9 protein-coding genes are annotated in these 17,984 nt (G+C 45.6%); 6 read left to right on the top strand and 3 right to left on the bottom strand.

From position 1 onward, the window contains the following. Nucleotides 1-251 (top strand): hypothetical protein (locus PN462_RS10640; RefSeq protein ID WP_272128168.1); only part of this gene is annotated, 251 nt, incomplete at its 5' end. A gap of 168 nt (nucleotides 252-419) precedes the next feature. Here PN462_RS10640 and PN462_RS10635 read toward each other — a convergent pair. Continuing rightward, nucleotides 420-1,871 (bottom strand): sensor histidine kinase, encoded by a 1,452-nt coding sequence (locus PN462_RS10635; protein WP_272128167.1) that lies wholly within the window; start codon nucleotides 1,869-1,871, stop codon nucleotides 420-422. Nucleotides 1,872-2,273: 402 nt separating this feature from the next. On the opposite strand from PN462_RS10635, the gene PN462_RS10630 reads away from it, so the two are divergent. Further along, nucleotides 2,274-4,892, top strand: a complete 2,619-nt coding sequence (locus PN462_RS10630; RefSeq protein ID WP_272128166.1) for a PAS domain S-box protein — start codon at nucleotides 2,274-2,276, stop codon at nucleotides 4,890-4,892. 157 nt (nucleotides 4,893-5,049) lie between these two features. On the opposite strand, the gene PN462_RS10625 is transcribed toward PN462_RS10630, so the two are convergent. Beyond that, nucleotides 5,050-8,043 (bottom strand): SpoIIE family protein phosphatase, encoded by a 2,994-nt coding sequence (locus PN462_RS10625; RefSeq protein ID WP_272128165.1) that lies wholly within the window; start codon nucleotides 8,041-8,043, stop codon nucleotides 5,050-5,052. A gap of 82 nt (nucleotides 8,044-8,125) precedes the next feature. Next, nucleotides 8,126-10,603 carry a pentapeptide repeat-containing protein gene (locus PN462_RS10620; RefSeq protein ID WP_272128163.1) on the bottom strand — a complete coding sequence of 826 codons (2,478 nt, stop codon included), beginning with the start codon at nucleotides 10,601-10,603 and terminating at the stop codon, nucleotides 8,126-8,128. 509 nt (nucleotides 10,604-11,112) lie between these two features. Here PN462_RS10620 and PN462_RS10615 point away from each other — a divergent pair. The 4 genes from PN462_RS10615 to PN462_RS10600 all read left to right on the top strand — a co-directional run bounded on the left by PN462_RS10615 (nucleotide 11,113) and on the right by PN462_RS10600 (nucleotide 17,815). After that, nucleotides 11,113-12,375, top strand: a complete 1,263-nt coding sequence (locus tag PN462_RS10615) for a DUF4255 domain-containing protein (RefSeq protein WP_272128162.1) — start codon at nucleotides 11,113-11,115, stop codon at nucleotides 12,373-12,375. After that, on the top strand, nucleotides 12,365-14,308 hold the full coding sequence (locus PN462_RS10610; protein ID WP_272128160.1) for an ATP-binding protein: 1,944 nt from the start codon (nucleotides 12,365-12,367) through the stop codon (nucleotides 14,306-14,308). The genes PN462_RS10615 and PN462_RS10610 overlap by 11 nt, the downstream gene beginning before the upstream one ends. Before the next feature lie 154 nt (nucleotides 14,309-14,462). Beyond that, nucleotides 14,463-17,030 (top strand): eCIS core domain-containing protein, encoded by a 2,568-nt coding sequence (locus PN462_RS10605; protein WP_272128159.1) that lies wholly within the window; start codon nucleotides 14,463-14,465, stop codon nucleotides 17,028-17,030. A 227-nt stretch (nucleotides 17,031-17,257) separates the two neighbouring features. Beyond that, entirely contained in the window at nucleotides 17,258-17,815 is a 558-nt protein-coding gene (locus PN462_RS10600; protein ID WP_272128158.1) for a hypothetical protein, read from the top strand. Nucleotides 17,816-17,984: the final 169 nt, after the last annotated feature.

The raw sequence follows: 17,984 nt of genomic DNA, 5'->3' as shown, positions 1-17,984 counted from the left end.
TTCTTGGCAACTCTTTTTTTGGGAGAGAGGGGAGGGAGATATTGATGCTTTTTGAGTCTCTAGGGGAAGTTAAGGAAACTAGAATACTCAGGGAGATGTTGGGTTACGCTTTGCTTCACCCAACCTACTACTCTCTGCCTTTTTATATAGATAAAGATTATATTTTTGGCGGAGAGGGTATATATATGTGCGGCTCTATTTCCCATTATAAATATAACCCCTTGTCAAGTTCAAGTCAACCCCTTTTTTAAAACAATTTCCTCTTAATAATATTCTTGGCAACTCTTTTTTTGGGAGAGAGGGGAGGGAGATATTGATGCTTTTTGAGTCTCTAGGGGAAGTTAAGGAAACTAGAATACTCAGGGAGATGTTGGGTTACGCTTTGCTTCACTCAACCTACTACTCTCTGCCTTTTTATATTAGGATACGGCAAAAATGGAGTGATGATTGCCCAAGGGGAGAAAGATAGTTAAAACTTCGCCTTTTTGGGGATGTTGACGGACAGTTAATTTCCCTCCTAGGACTTGAAAAAGATTTTTGGTGACATCTAGGTTTAAACTCAGACTTCCGGTTTCCGGTTGAAACATTAAAAGTTGTCCCATTGCCTGTAAGGAATGGGTAAAGGAGGTGTCACTAGATTTTAATTGGAGTTTCAGTTGGTTTCCTGCGGTGGAGACACGCACCTGTAATTGGCCGCCTGTGGGGACGGTTCGGGTTAAACTATCCATGACACCGGAGAGGACTCTGGAGAGGAGATCAGGGTGACTGACGACGGTGGGGAGTTGTTCGGGTATCCCTACATCAAGGTTCACTTGGCGACGTTTGGCTTGTTTTTGCCAGTGGGGGACGTTTTGTTGGATGACTTGTTGGAGGGAGATGGGAACGAGTTGTACGGGGTTGGAGGTTTGGGGTTGGGTTTCTAGTTCGGCGGCCCGGAAGATCAGTTCCATGCGATCGATCTGTTGGGTACATTCTTGATCGATGGCCTCTAAGCGTTCGATTTCTTTGTCAGAGAGATTAGCCCGTTTTTTCAACATTAAACGGGTGAGCATCCGAATGGTGGTGAGGGGGGTGCGAATTTCGTGGGTGAGTGCTTGCAGGAGTTCCATTTCTCCACTGTCACTGGGGGAGGGGTTAGGGGTGAGGGCCGTGAAGGTGGGGATGGGGTCCCGGTGAATGGTGGGGGTGGTGAGGTCTGGGAGGTGGTTGAGGAGTTGTTGGGAAAAGGCCGTGACCAGTCGATAGTCGGGGGTGGGAGGGGTGAATTGTTGGATGAGGGGGTCGAGTTGGGGGAGATGGTGGGGACTGACGACTAAGAGGCGCGATCGCAAGTTCACCCAAGCCAACTGTACCGTTTCTGGGTCAAAGGAGTAGTAAAACTTAGCTTGGCCCTGGGAATCTTTCCCTAACACCAACAGTAAGCCAAACTCTGGGGTGAGAACCAGACAAAATTGTTCTTGGTTGAGAGGATCATTGGCCAAAAGGGGATATTCTTCCACAGAGACAGTTTTGGCACTTGCTCCGTCTTGAGATGCAGCCGGGAGTTGGCGTTGTCGTTTTTTGTCTTCCCCAGGACCCCGCGCAATTTCAGGAATACTTTTCGGGGTGAAGATTCCCGTGTGGAGGTGGGTGAGGAGGGTTCGATCACTCACCACCGGAGATGGACTCGATAACATCACTCCGGTCATCTGCTCTTGGGTTTTGTAGAATTGTAGGAGGAGTTTTTCTAAGGCCGCGATCGCGCCTGACCATTCTCGCTCCGCCTTCAACAAGGCCGCAAACGTTGACCGTTCCTCCGGGGTCTCATCCCAGCAGAACGCTGCATCTCGCTCTAAAATTTGGCTTAACGTCGGTAACGACCAGTTTGGCATAACCATATTTTGTTTTGCCCTCTCAAACAACAAGCACCACGAAAAGAATACTCTCTTTGTCTCTTGATATTAGCGAGAAATAACCCCCTCCCCTAGTCGTAGAACCGAACTTTTTAGGGAGAACTTTCCCTCTCCAGACAGATAGCAAAACTCTTTATAATATGCAGTATCGTGAAAATTTGTCAAGACTTTCCCTTGTCCGAAGCAAAAAAAATAATGTTAAAATCCAACCATAAGACAGCTTAAAAAAAAAATAAACTTTGCTTATACACCGTCCAATGCTCATGAGACCGCCAATGGGGGCAACCTCTACCAGACCCAAAACGCTCAGATAGCCCCCACCTAGCGGCCCTAGCATCCGCAGATCAAGGGAGTAGTAACGACCAATCCCAAGGGACAATAATGAATAATCTTCTTTGCAACATACCCACTCACAACCTAGTTCATCCCCCCTTTTTGTCGGTGAAATCGAACCCCATTTACGACCAAATTTTGCAAGTCATGGGAGCAGGAATTGTCATCTGCGATTGGCAACACCCGGATCACCCCATTGTTCACTGTAATCCGGTATTTGCAGAGATGACCGGGTATGATGCCCAAGACCTCATCGGACGTAACAGCGACTTTCTCAAGCGAGAAGAAAACCCGCAACAAGACCAAACCCCCTCTCCCCTGGCCACTCGTCTCAAAGCAGCCATTCGAGACCAACAAACCTATCAAGTCATCTTAAAACACCCCCGACGGGACGGCACATTTTTTTGGGATGAATTAACCGCCTTTCCCATCGTAGAGGAGTCCGGCCAAATTACCCATTGGGTGGAAATTCACCAAGATATTACCGATCGCCAACTAGAAACCAAACTGCGTCAATTAATGCAGTTTTCCCTAGAACGGTCCGCCGATGCTACCTTTTTCATTAAACCCACAGGTCATATTTGGTACGTCAACGAAGCCGCCACCGAACTGCTAGGCTATTCTAAAGAAGAACTCTGCCGCCTCACCATTCCCGACATTGCGCCAGGATACAGCCAACAAGCCTGGGAACAGCATTGGCAACAACTCAAAGAACAGGGGTCTTTTACCCTGGAAGCCAGCAACCAAACCAAGGACGGGCGCATTATTCCCATCGAAATTACCGTTAATTACATTGAGTTTAACGGACAAGAGTATAATTGTGCCTTTACACGGGATATCAGCGATCGCAAAGCCACCGAAGCCCAAATCCGGGAAAAAGAAGAACAATATCGCCTCCTCGCCCGCAATATCCCCAACGGAGTCGTCCTCCTCTTTGACCGAGACTTCCGCTATCTCCTCGCCGAAGGCAAAGGCTTAGAAACCATCGGCCTCTCCAAAGAAAGCATCGAAGGCCGCACCCTCGGCGAAGTCTTCTCCCCCGAAGTCGCCCAAACCTTCACCCCCGGTTATCAAGCCGCCTTAGCAGGAGAATCCCGGGTTTGGGAATACGAATATTTAGACAAACACTTCCTCGTCAACACCGCCCCCATCTACGACGAAAACGGCACAATTTCGGGGGGGATGGTGACAACCCAAGAAATCACCCAACAGAAACAAAACGAACACCAATTGCGGTCCCTAGCCACCCGTGAACAACTGGTGAGTCAAATTGCCCAACGCATCCGCCAATCCCTCGACCTGAAAGAAGTCCTCAACACCGCCGTCGAAGAAGTGCGTAATGTTCTCGAAACCGACCGCGTAGTGTTGTATCGCTTCAACCCAGACCACAGTGGGGATATAGTCGTGGAGTCCGTGGGAGAAGGCTGGACTCCCGTTGTAGAGACAATGATCCAAGATGATTGTTTTCTCTCCTCCCTCTTTCCCCTGTACCAACAGGGACGAGTTCGCGCCATTCACGACATTTACAACGTGGGGTTAGATGAATGTCATATTGAGATGTTGGCACAATTTGAAGTGAAAGCCAATCTAGTTGTCCCGGTCATTGACCAAGATAACCTCTGGGGGTTACTCATCGCCCATCATTGCCGAGACACCCGCCATTGGCAAGACCAAGAAATTCAACTCTTAAAACAACTCAGTGTCCAACTGGGCATTGCCATTCGGCAGGCCGCCTTATTTGAACAAGTAGAAACCGAATTAAAAGAGCGATCGCGCACAGAAGCCGCCCTCCGTGAATCCCAAAGCCAACTGGAACAAGCCTTCCGAGACTTACAAAAAACCCAAACCCAACTCATCCAAACCGAAAAAATGTCCAGTCTGGGGCAACTGGTGGCCGGCATTGCCCATGAAGTTAATAACCCCATCTCCTTCATTCAGGGGAACATTAGCCATGCAGCAGACTATATGCAAGACATCCTCGACCTCTTAAACCGCTATCAAGACCATTACCCCAACCCCGACCCCGACCTACAAGAGGCCCTAGACGACACAGACTTAGACTTCATCGCCAGCGACTTCCCCAAACTCCTCAACTCCATGAAAGTCGGAGTCGAACGAGTGCGAAACATTGTACAATCCTTACGCAACTTTTCCCGTCTCGACGAAGCAGACTGCAAACCCGTTGATCTCCACGAGGGACTCGACAACACCCTAGTCATCTTGCAAAGTCGCTTACAAAGCAATAAAGTCCAAATCAACGTCGAGAAACAGTACGGAGAATTACCCCAAGTGGATTGTTATGCAGGGTTAATTAATCAAGTCTTCATGAACTTACTTAACAATGCCGTAGATACCTTAGAAAGCAAACAACAAGAGACCCCAGACTTCCAACCCCAATTAACCCTGCGCACCGAATTCAACGAAGATCAAGACCCTCCCCATGTCATAATCCGTGTTCAGGACAACGGAAAAGGCATTCCAGAGGACATCAAAACCCGTATTTTCGACCCCTTCTATACCAGTAAACCCGTCGGTAAGGGAACAGGGTTAGGACTCTCTATTTGTTATCAAATCATCGTCGAGAAACACGGCGGAGAAATTGATTGCATTTCCCACCCTGATCAAGGAACAGAATTTATTATTAAAATTCCGGTTCATAGGGGTTAGGGGGGTTTTTTGTTGTTGGTTGTTTGTGAAAAAGGGAACAGGGAACAGTAAACAGTAATCAGTAAACAGTAATCAGTAATCAGTAAACAGTAAATAGTAAATAGTAATAAGTTGTTACTCCCCATCTCCCCCATCTCCCCCATCTCCCCTATCTCCCCTATTTCTTAAACACCACCAAAGTTAAATCATCTAACAAAACTTGTCTCCCTCGATGCTCATTTACATCCGCAATAATACAATCTCGAATAGCTTGGGGAGACTGCTGATAATTTTCTTGTACCACCGTACAAAGTCGCTCTAACCCATAATGCACCTGCTCATCATTTTCCGCTTCCGTAATACCATCCGTATAAAGCACCACCACATCCCCATCATTTAACGGAATACGCAATTGAGAAAAGAACTCAGCAATATTTTCATCTAACCCAATAGGAAACCCAAGATCAAGCGTATCAAAGCGTTCCAATTGACCATCATTGCGAACAATAATCACCTCCTCATGTTGACCACTTAATTGTAACTCCCCGTCCCGATAACTCAAAATAGCCAAACTCATGGTTTTATGAGACTTAATGCGTTGTAAATTCCCATAAATTGTCCGATTTAAAATATCAAATAACTGCACCGGATCATCAATTTTACTTTCATGTAGCGTTCGTAAAGCGGTTTGCATCATAATCATTAATAGCCCACTTTCTAACCCATGTCCAGTGGCATCCCCAATACAAAATTTAAGACTACCATTTTGTTTAATTATATCATAAAAATCGCCCCCTACTTCCTCCGCAGGCTGCATAAATCCGGCAATTTGTAACTCTTTAATCTGCTCTAATTCTTCTTCCCCTGGAATGATCATTTCTTGTAACTTACGAGTAATCTCTAATTCTGCGGCCAAACGAACGTTTTCTTGATAGAGATAGCGTAATTTGAGATGGGTTTTTAATCGGGCTAATAATTCATCTTTAGCGATAGGTTTGGTTAGATAATCATTCGCCCCTACATTAAACCCGGCCACAATATCTTGAACTTGGGTTTTTGCGGTTAAGAGTAAAATGGGTAACTCCGTCGGAGAGTAAGTTTCCCGCAAAATCTCTGTCACTTCATACCCCGTCATTTTAGGCATCATAACATCTAAAAGAATTACATCAGGCGTATATCCTTGCTCAATAATTTTTAACACTTCTTCGCCATTACTAGCCTGAGTTATGTTATAATTTTCGGGAGTTAAGTTATTGAGTAGAACTTGCAAATTAATCGGTTCATCATCAACAATTAACACTTTAACTTCTGTTTCTGGTATTAACGAAATAGAAGTTTGATTCTGATTTATGTTGGGGGAAAATGGCGATGAGAAAGAAGTGAGAGAAGGGAGATTTATTGCGGAGTCTGGGTCTTCTGGGGAAATGGGTAAAGTAAAGGTAAATTGTGACCCTTCTCCTACGGTAGATTCTACAGTAATTGTTCCCTGATGTAGTTCAATTAAATCTTTACTAACGGCGAGGCCGAGTCCTGTTCCTCCATATTGTCTTGCGGTTGAACCGTCAGCCTGTTCAAAGGATTCAAAAACCTGCTTTAATTTATCATTAGGGATGCCAATTCCGGTGTCTGCAACGGTGATAGACATTTGCGAAGGGGAGTCTAATTTCGCGCTGAGGGTGACATGGCCATAATCAGTAAATTTAATGGCATTTCCCACTAAATTATACAGGATTTGCTGTAAGCGGTTTTCATCGGCTAAAACCGGGGGAAGGTCTGGGGAAATATCATTAATAAGGTCTAAGTTTTTAGATTGGGCTAAGGTTTGTCCTAACGTTAACACCACCTCACCAAGGGAGGCCAAGTTAATGGGTTTGAGTTGTAACTCTAATTTCTCTTGTTTCAATTTAGAGAAATCTAGAATATCATTAACTAAATTGGCCAAGCGATGACCACTTTGGGCAATCATTAAGAGATTATCCCGTTGTTTGGGGTTAAGTTCTCCTGTTCCCCCGTCTAACAGGGATTCTGCTAGGCCAATCATACCATTGAGGGGGGTGCGTAATTCGTGGGAGGTGTTGGCCAAAAATTGGTCTTTCAGTTGGTCGAGTCGTTGCAATTCTTCGTTTTTCTGGGCTAAGGTGGCGAAGGAGTGGGTGAGTTGGTCGGTCATTTGGTTAAACGCTTGGGCCAATTCCCCAAACTCGTCCCCGGTTTGAATGCGGACAGTTTGGTGTAAGTCTCCTGTTGCAATATCGGTGACTGCGTGGTGAAGTTGGACCAGGGGGGAAATAATGCGACGACGGTTAAATTGAATGCTGGTATAGATGAGAATGAGGACACAGAGGAGGATGAGGAGGGAGAGGAGGGTGGGAAGGAGGAAAGGTGCGATCGCCTCCTTAGCCGACTGTTCCACCACAGCATACCACGGCACAACCTGCAACGGTCGTCCCACCAAAAACACCCGTTGATCTCGCAACCCCTGTTTAAACTGTAACGCTTGATTAAGCACTCTTTCCGGTGGTTGATCAGCAAGGGTGTTAGGTTTACTTTCCAAAAGTCTCCGATTCCGAGAGGCCACAATCTTACCACTCTCATCAGTCAGATACACATACCCCGTGTCCCCCACCTGTAACGCAATGGTTGTATCCCACAACTCCGTCAAATCAATTCTAGCCAACAAAATCCCCTTAGAGAGGCCAATTTCATCGGTGACATTGACGGCCATTTCTAAATAGGGAGATTGTTGATCAAATTGAACCGGACTATACACCACTTCCCCCCATTGCGGGGATTTATTGAACCAAGAAGGAAGTGTCATTTGCTCTACTTTCTCCCTAGAAGATCGATGTTGTTGGGCAATAATCTCTCCTTCCTGAGTTACTATTATTAAATCCACAATAGAGAGATTTCGAGATAAAACTTGTCGAAGCACCTGATCTGTGTTATTACTGGTAGAGAGAGATGTACTAATAGCAACTAATTCACTTTCAAGATTTAGAAAAAACAGATCAAACGTCACCGTCGCGTCCACTGCGGCCTCACTGAGACGCTTTTCAATCTGTTGTAAGGTACTTTGAAACCTCAATAAAATTGCACTACCAATCCCCAATACTCCAATTAAACTCAATAACAAGACACGCAGGGTAATTTGATGAGTTAAAGAACGTTTCATGGTTAATGGGTAATGGGTAATGAGTAATTGATTCAAGAACAAATAACTAAAAACCAGTTTGTTAATTGCTAATTGCTAATTGCTAATTGTTTCTAACTCCTAACTCCACATTCGTCACATCCGCCAAACTTAAATCAACCCCCTGTAAATTCACCCCCATTAACCGTGCATTCATTAACTTAGCCTTCCGTAAATTCGCCCCCGTTAAATCTGCATTAGTTAAATCTGCCCCAATTAACTTTGCTCCCTCCAAACTAGCATAACGTAAATTAGCATTGCGGAAATTTGCCCCAATAAAATTGGCATTCCGTAAACAAACCCCCGCCAACTGGAGATCAGCAAAATTGCCATAGCGAAAATTGCGGCCTCCCCTCCCATACCGCTTTAACAACTCCCCCGCATCCGTCACCGTTAACTCCCTGGGAAAGTGGGGAGGGAGTCGCAACGGGAAAGTATCTCCCCGATATAACACCTCCCGCAACTCCTCATACAAGGGATACTCCCCCACCCCAGACACCTGCAACCATCCTGTCGCCCTCGTAAACGCCACTAAAAGCTGATTTCGCAAAGATAACTCCCTTTCTGCTGTCGCCACCTGATCTAACCCCACCCCATACACCATAGCCGCTTCTTGCCCCTTAGCCCGATGAATGCGGGAAATTGTCACGGCCCCCTCCCACCAAAATTGATTGGGATAGCGTTGTTGGGGATCAGGTTTTAAAATATTACAGTCGATCGCAGTGGGAATATAAATATCAATTCCCTGTTGACGAAGAAAATTAGCCACATATTTCTCTAACTTTGCTGCTGCGTAAATATCCCCCAAAATAATCACCAAAATATCTCGCGCTGGCCGTAACCCATCCTGACGGAGATTATAGAAAATATTCTCGGCCAAGGCCGACACCTCCTCCTGTCGGGTGGGGTAACTATTAAACCCGATATACTCATCGGGCCATAACTGGGGGAGGGGATGGGGAGAATTTTCTAGGGGCCGTGACACGGTGACGGGTTTTTCGGGGTGTAATTCCCCGCTTATCTTGTAACCTAATGCTTCCCATTCGGCGGCCTGTCGTAACCCAGTTAAAAGCCCCCCAGGCCGCAACCAACCCATAGAAAGGGCATGGGCGGCGGTTAAAATTAAATGGGGGGTGCGGTAACATTTGGCTAATATTTCGGTTTTGGCTATTCCTCCCCCATATTCTCCTGTCACCCAGTCGCCAAAGTCTTCTCCTAACAATTCACTGGCGGAGGGGGTTTGCAAACAGTCGAGACTCTGGGCTTCATCATAGGCCCAGATTAACCGTTTTTGGTCGGGATGGGTGGGATCAACGGGGCGTAAGGCTTGATAGGCTAACCAATAAAAGGGCTGTTTGTCGTTAAATTTGGGGGCATTGACGATTAAATCTTGGCCTTCGTCGATTAAAATGGCATCGAATCGTTGAGGAATGGCGGTGGTTTCTAGTAGGTGACAACAGGCTTCTGCTAGGGCTTCATTGGGTTGTTTGGCGGTAGTTTGTTGGGCGGATAGGGGTTGAATGCCGCTATCTTGACAGAGTAGCCGATAAAAGCCTTGTTGCTCTTTTGATCCCCAGGCATGAAGGACGCGCAATTTACGGTTTTTGGGGTCGTAGTGGTGTTTATTTTGACTAAAATATTGTAGGGCGCGATCGAGGTGTTGCAAGATCGGTTGATAGAGACTACGGGAGAAGAAAACTAGGGCAATTCTCCAATCGGGATGTTTGAGGTGCATGAGGGCGGCTTTTTGGCACAAAATAACGGTTTTTCCTGAGCCAGCGATGCCGCGTATGCGCTGACTTCCGGGGGGAATTTGTTTAGAAATACGGTCTTGTTGGATATCAAATTGGCTGATTTTTCTGCGCAGTTGTTTTAAGATTTGGCCGCGACTTTGGGGGGCGGCTAAGATGCGGTTTTGGGGCTGACAATGGAGGGGGTTTCCTGCGATGAGGGAGAGGAGGAGTTGCCATTGGGTTTCGGTGAGGGGGGTGCCTTGGTGTAAGGGGGGTGTGGTTTGGATTTGTTGGTGGATGAGTTGGGGGGAGGTGAGGCTATTTTTGAATAAGATGGGGGGATTACTGGGCAGTTTATGAAAGTTGCGGGTTTGCCAGTCTTCTGCGGTGATGAGGGGGAGGGAAATTAAGGCTCTGGCGGTTATTTTTTGTTGGAGTTGGGGTTCTTGATCAATGAATTGTAGGAGGGTAAAGAGTTGGTTTTCGGCTTGTTGATAAGGGTTTCCGCTTGTGGTAAAGTAGTTGTTATATTGCCATTGGTGTCCGGAGATGTTGGTGATTTGTTGAAGTTTAATTGATTTAATTTCGATGATAATAATGCCGAGTTGTTGGTCTAAGATTAAGATATCGGGTTCTTTGCGAAATGTGCCTTGTTGGGAGAAGATGGGATATCGCCAATAGGCTAAACAGGAGTGCGTTTTAAAGGCGGTTTGTAGGGCGTGCCAGACGGTTTTTTCTCCGCTTTCTCCGGTTTGATCTAGTGTTTCTGTACAAATGAATTGGTTTATTTGTTTTGGGGGATTGGGCATTTTTTGTTATTGGTTAATTGTTATTAGTTGTTTATTGATTTTTATTAGTTGGTTGTGAAACCTTGGGTTAAAACCCAAGGCTAAGAGCTTAAACCCGTTAAAACGGGTTGAGAGATTAACGCGCAAATTAAATTAATAATTCATAAACTAGAAATATATATTAAGTGTTACAGTGTTAGAGGGGGAAGCCCTAAAAGGCTTACTACGAACGGATTAGTGATTTCTTAATGTTTCCTAACTAGATCAATGGTTAAATCAATTCGTCTTTTACCCCGTACTGCTGCTTCGTTATCTATTTTCCCTGCTTTTACCTTAGTTAACTCATTAGTTAACTAATGATACAGTGAAATAAGACTGGGTTGAAAAGGCGATCGCAGTTTCAACAGTTGGTAACAATGATCGACATGGGTACATCGTTCTTTTAAGCTAGTAGTCATCTAGTCGAAGGATAAGGTTTGATGTTTTTTCCTTTTCCATAAAAATCAAATTTAAATCTTATTTAAGGTTGGATGAGCAATTCGCTAGCGATCGCGGCGGTTACAGCCACATTACAAAACCTACTCTTTTTGGGACTCCGAGACGAACTCGGCAGTGGGAATATTACAACGCTTCCCCCAGATAAAGCTCGCAGCAATCAGGACAACCAACAAGTCAATCTGTTTCTTTACCACGCACAACCGAACCCCGCGTGGTTGAACCGTCCGAAAATGACGCAAGTGAAACAGGGGATGACCGATGAACCCCCACTAGGGTTAGATTTGTTTTATCTGATCTCTGCCTATGGGAAAAATGATGACGAAATTGCTGGCCATCAGCTACTCGGTCGGATTATGAGTCTATTACACGACCATAAAATCTTAACCCCCACAGAAATTGCCGCAGCGACTCAGAATAGTTTGCCCGAAAGTAATCTGCATGAGCAACTAGACGGCCTCAGTATCTCCCCTCAATCTCTTTCTTTTGAAGACATCTCGAAAATTTGGCAAGCCTTACAAGCCCAGTATCGTACCTCTGCGGCTTATCAAGTGTCCGTGGTGGTTCTCGATAGTAGTATTCCGGTGAAAGTCGCGTTACCCGTCCTACCGCAAACTAACGAAAATACACCGAATGGCAGTCGCACCTTTAGCAGTATCGGTGTTCCTGCATTAAACAAGATTCAATTGCCCCATGGCCAACGCAGCGCCCAATTTGGGGATATTTTAACCCTGCAAGGGTCATTCTTGAACAATCCCCATCTCTCGGTGCGGTTGCTTCATCCTGTCCTAGAAGACTCCCTTCTCTTATCTCCTTTAGATCAGCCGACAGAGGAAGAATTGCAAGTTCAACTTCCGACTCCTGACGAAACGCCCGAAATTGCCTCTCAGTGGGTGGCCGGATTTTATACGCTGTCCGTGGTGACTCCTCAAGCAGAGTATGTGCGAACCAGCGAAGAATTCCCCCTAGCGATCGCGCCGCAGATTTTGAGCATATCCCCGCAAGCGGCCACCGTGGGAAATCTTACCATTGAAATTACTTGCCTTCCCCAAGTGCGGCCGACTCAACGGGTAGTGTTATTATTAGGCGATCGCGGTATTCCTGTGCAGAATATCTCAACCCCCGACTCCCCCACAGACCCCTCAACCCTCACCTTTCGGGTGAGTAATGTCCCACCAGGGGATTATGTGGTGCGGTTGCGGGTGGACGGTGTGGATAGTATTCCCGTCGATTTTGCCACCAGTCCCTCAGAATTTGCAGACAATCAAATCATTCGGGTGAGAGAAAATGCAGGATAATCAACAAGTCTTAGCCACCGCTTTAGAAGGACTGCGATCGCGCTTACAAGCGAAAGCAGGAGAAGAAACCCCAATTCTCAGCATCCCCACCCCTCCTACCCTCCAATACCTCGGTGATTGTTTTCAGTTATCCCCCTTAGAACAAGGCATATTACTCCTTTGTGTCGCCATAGAGTTAGACCCGGCCATTACCCACCTTTGCGCCCGTTTACAAGGGGATTCAACTAAAATTTATCCCACCTTTTCCTTAGCCTTTAATGTTTTTGATGAACCCAGTTGGGAGGCCATGTCCTCAGAACACCCTCTGCGTTACTGGAGACTGTTGGAAGTCCTCACCAATGGGTCTGTCCCCTTGATGTTAAGTCCCCTAAAAATCGACGATCGCATTCTTAATTTCATCACCGGATCAAATCAATTAGATCATCGTTTAGCGTCATTGTTGTTTCCCCTATCGAAGCGTCGAAACAACACTCAACTCCCTAACCTGGCACCATCTCAGCAACAAATTACCCAAGAAATTTGCCAAATTTTACAACACAGTCAACTGGGGGCCTCATTACCCATTATCCAGTTATTGGGCAGTGATGCCTTAGCCAAACAGCAAATTGCACGAGAAGTAGTCGCCACCTTTGGGCGATCGCTTTATGGGTTAATGGGAGAATTAATCCCAGCGGCCAACTCCGAATTTGCCGAATTTATGCGCTTGTGGGAACGGGAAGAACATCTGTTAGCCTTGGCCTTGTATATTGACACCCAAGAAGTCACCTCCGGTTCAACCAGTGGGGTTGTCTTGCGACGTTTCCTCAGTCAAAATCGCGGTTTACTGTTTCTCGATAGTCGCGTGACCAGTTTACCCCCCAATCGAGACGCGATCGCCATTACCGTCGAGAAACCCACCCCCAAAGAACAGCGTCACGCTTGGGAAAGCCTATTAACCGCAGAGGGTGGGGAAAGTCCTCTCATTTTATCCAGTCAATTTAATTTGAATTTTGGAGAAATTGAAGAGATTGCAACCGTCCAAGGGAAAGAAACCCCACCCACCGAAAAACTGTGGAATACCTGCTTACAACGGACCCAACCCCGTTTAGACAATTTAGCACAACGGTTAACTGTGAAAGCCACTTGGGATCATTTAGTCTTACCCGAAGAAGAAGTGGGACTGTTACAGCAAATTGTTCATCAGGTGCGGTTGCGGGGACAGGTGTATGATCAGTGGGGATTCCGCGATCGCCTCAATCGCGGTTTAGGGACAGCGGCCTTATTTGCCGGAGAAAGTGGCACAGGGAAAACCATGGCCGCAGAAGTCATTGCCAATGAATTAAACCTCCATCTCTACCGCATTGATTTATCTTCAGTAGTCAATAAATATATTGGAGAAACCGAAAAGAATTTACGCCGTTTATTTGATGCCGCAGAGGAAGGAGGGGCAATTCTTTTCTTTGATGAGGCAGACTCTTTATTTGGCAAACGCAGTGAAGTGAAAGATTCCCACGATCGCTATGCGAATCTAGAGATTAATTATCTACTCCAACGCATAGAAGCCTATCGCGGTTTAGCCATTTTAGCCACAAACTTAAAAGATGCGGTAGATCAGGCATTTCTCCGTCGTCTCCGCTTTATTATCGACTTCCCCTTCCCCTCCGCAGAATACCGTCAGCAATTATGGTGCAAAGTCTTCCCCCCACAATTGCCCCTAGGAACGTTAGATTATGCCCATTTAGGGCGATTAAACTTAACCGGGGGTGCAATTTATAATATTGCCATTAACGCAGCCTTTATGGCAGCAGAACAAGGGAAAGCGTTGGAAATGGAGCATATTTTGTCCGCCGTGCGAGCAGAGTACAAAAAATTGGGTCGGCCTATCTATGAGGCAGAATTGCAGTGGGATGGGGTAGTGGCGGATGATTTAGGGGCGTATGCGTTTCCTGATTAGGTAGGTTGGGAGAAGCATAGCGTAACCCAACACCCCCAAGGAGAAAAATATTGGGTCAATTTTAGAATTCAAGCAAATTCTACTTTAGTCTAGGGGTTTCAATTCCATCTGATCGACTATACTGAATGAACCTAGGCTTAGAGGACTTCAAGCGATGTTTCAAAGCGTGCAACGGGAACAAAACCAGCAACAGGCAAAAGACCCAACCCAAGATGAGTTTTTTGTACAGAAACAGGCAGACCAGACGCTAGAAGACGTTGCACTAGAAGACCTTACACCCCAAGAACCAACCTCTGAACATACGCCGATTCAGCGACAACATAACATGGGAACATTATTCCAGAGTCCCATGTCTGAAGATCGAAGCCCAAGAGTTGCATCCCCCCTACAAGCCAAACTCACCATCGGTGCAGCCAACGATCCCTACGAACAAGAAGCTGACCGTGTTGCGAAAACCGTTGTACAACGCATCCATACCCGCGAAAAACCCCAAGCTACAGAAGAAGAATCCGTCCAACGCAGTCCGAACCCGTCACAGCGACCCATTCCCATTCGCCCCTTAGTTCAACGACAAGAAACAATGACCCTAGACGGGGGAGAAGCCTCAAGAGAATTAGAATCCAGTCTGAATCAAGCGAAAGGCAGTGGTCAGTCCTTAGACCCCACCTTACAGCGTTCAATGGGTCAGGCCATGGGGGCAGACTTTAGCGGTGTCAAAATCCATACAGACAGCCAGTCTGACCAACTCAATCATTCCCTCCAAGCGAGAGCCTTTACCACAGGACAGCACGTCTTTTTCAAAAAAGGAGAATACAACCCCAGTAGTAAAGGTGGACAAGAGTTAATTGCCCACGAATTAACCCATGTGGTTCAGCAAAATGGGGATGGTGTAAAATCCAATATTAACCGTGCGCCCTACGGCATTATTCAACGAAATCGCCTCCGCTTTGCCGATGAAGACAGTATATTTGCAGAACTAAATGATGTGGCAGATACGGCAGCAGCCCACATGGGAACAGGGGATACAGGCCCTACAGTTGGGGCTGTGTCTAAAGCTCTAGATGGCGGTTCTGCACCAGACAAAGGATCAGACGTACTTCTTGGGAGTGGTAGTGCCGAACTCGGAAAAGGTGTAACTGTTGGTCACGTTGGGGGGGGTTTAGGGGCAACAACCAATATTTTTAATACTTATGTAGCCATTAGAGACTTAGCCCAAAGCATCAAAAGTGCTAGGGATGCTACCGCTAAAATTGAGGCTGCCAAGAAAGATCTCGAAGGGGGTGAAACAGGACTAAGAACAAGCGTTGGGATTTTAGACAAACAGAAAGGTACGGATGAATTTAATATTGGCGAAGAAGTCGGAAACATCCTCTCTGGACTGAATGGAATTACCAATGGGGTGACGACATTTTGGGCAGCCTGTGGGTCTGGTAATACCGTTGCTGCTATTAGTGGGGGAACATTCTTAGGAGGGGCTGCTGCGGGATCTATCTTGGGGACAGTCGCCGCAATTCGCAGTTTTAGAGGAGCGAGACGTAAATATAAACAACTCAAAGCAATTCAAAGCACAATGACTGCTTATGAAGCCAAACTGGAAAATTATGAAAGTCAAATCACCGAAAAGAAAGCTGCAATGCAGGCATGGAAGGATAAGAAAGATAGCATTTTTGCCGAGAAATACAAGTTGGTCAATAAAGATATTCCTGCCCTAAGAACCGAATTAAAAGCCAAAGCAGCAGCCTACGACGCAGCCGCAGACGATCCCGAAAAACAAGCAGAGATTAAATGGGACATTGACATCATTCACATTAAACTGAAAGGCATAGACAGCAAGGTAGCAGAGCTTGAAAAACAAGACCCTGATCCCAACGAGTATCAACAGGCTGAAGCAGATGCCTTAGCTAAAGGGAAAGAGATTCCTATGATTACACAAATGCTTGGCAGCTTAGAGACTTCAGCCGCACAGCATGAAAGAAGTGCCAAGTCAAAAATAGCAGAAGGGTCATTGGCTGGAACAGGGGCTGTTGGGGCGGCGGCGTTGACCGTTGCTTCCTCGGTTGGTGCAGCAGCAGCATTGGCCACACCCATTGGTTGGGGGATCGTGGGGGCCGTAGCAATAGGGGCATTAGTGTATGGCATTGGGAAATATGTTAACAAGGCGATTAAGAAAAGTAATGTCACACGCATGGAGGAGGAACAAAAGTTACTGAATCGCTATATTGAGCATGGAACTATTCTGAAGGTAGGCAAGGTTACAGGATTTGATAAAAAGGGAGATCCCATGCCAGGAACTCCCAGCACAAGTCCCGATGCAGAAAAACAGAGAAAAGGCCATACATGGTATCGTAAGAACTTTCCTACAAAAGAGCAAAAAGGCTGGTTCAATAAACTCTTTAGTAAAAAGAAAAGTGGAAAATTAACGATTCAAAAACGCCTTGAAGAAATTAAAGACTATATGGCTAAATACGCCGTTACAACTGAAAAAGGTGATGTGATGTATGATGGTATTGTTGAAGCTCTGACAACGCCTAAAGGGAGTGAGTCAATTACTTTAGAAGTTGATGGAGAAGAGAAAACCATAACGTTAAAAGAGGCAATTACACAGTTACTTGCCAGTAAAGATATCAGTGCTGATGATGTCGTCTTCGACGTTGAAAGTGGTTACAATGAAAGCGTTAAGAAAGATCTGATTAAGGCAATGAAGCTCAATCACCTGATTTAATCTTTTTATTGTCTGCAATTTATTTTTAAACGAGATGTAAAATGTAAACTCGATCTGGGAATTTCTTACTCAGTTGGTGCGGTGCGTCAGTCCAAATATCTTTTGGGTTTCAGACACAATTTTGGGGTCTGACACCCTTCTTCTCTCTCTGTGTCCTTTGTGTCTCTGTGGTGCAATTTCTCGTTAAAAATCCCTAGACATCTCATACGGTATTATAGGTTCACATCATGTTTTGGAATAAATCTTCTGATAATCAGAAAAACCAAACCGAACAGCTTGCTCTTCGCTTGCAAAAAGCGGGTTTTAAGACCCAATATAAACCTGCTAGTCCAGATGATTCCATTGAATCAGTCATTGTGACTCTCCCTAGTGAAAAACAACAATTTGCATCGTTTATTAAACTGTCTTTTGCCTCTACTGCTTATCAAGCTATGAAAAAGATGGGAGACCCCGATCTAGAATCCAATCAAAATGTTTTCGGGGATTTCGATCATCTGCAATTTTATGCTCCTCTACAAATTGAACTAAATGCTAACTCAATTAACGAGGTGGCATTGGTGAATGAAAAACTGAATGGTAACTTACCTCTGCTTGGGTTTAATTTAGAACAATTCCAAGAAGCTAAGTTAACTTTTCGTTATTTAATGTTAATTGAAAAAGATAAAGTTAATTTAAAATTAGTCCAGCGATCTATTGACTTAATTTACTTTTTAATCAGTGAATATGCTCCAATTATTGAAACGATTGCCACAGGTCAAAAGAAAGTCGCTGATCTCGATTTTTAAATAATTAAATTTCGTTTATAATTAGAGTAAGTAGGGTGGGCATTGCCAGCCCTGTCAAGGTGGGTAACGAGATATGGCGGTTTGGAGTCGCCCTCACCCCCCAACCCCCTCTCCCAACCTTGGGAGAGGGGGAGAAAATGTCTCTCACAAGTGTCTGAAACAACGGTGT

The organism is Spirulina sp. CS-785/01, from assembly GCF_028330525.1.
GTDB lineage: Bacteria > Cyanobacteriota > Cyanobacteriia > Cyanobacteriales > Spirulinaceae > JAQMSD01.
Note: the sequence above shows the minus strand (reverse complement) of the source record. Positions and strands in the feature narration are given on the sequence as shown.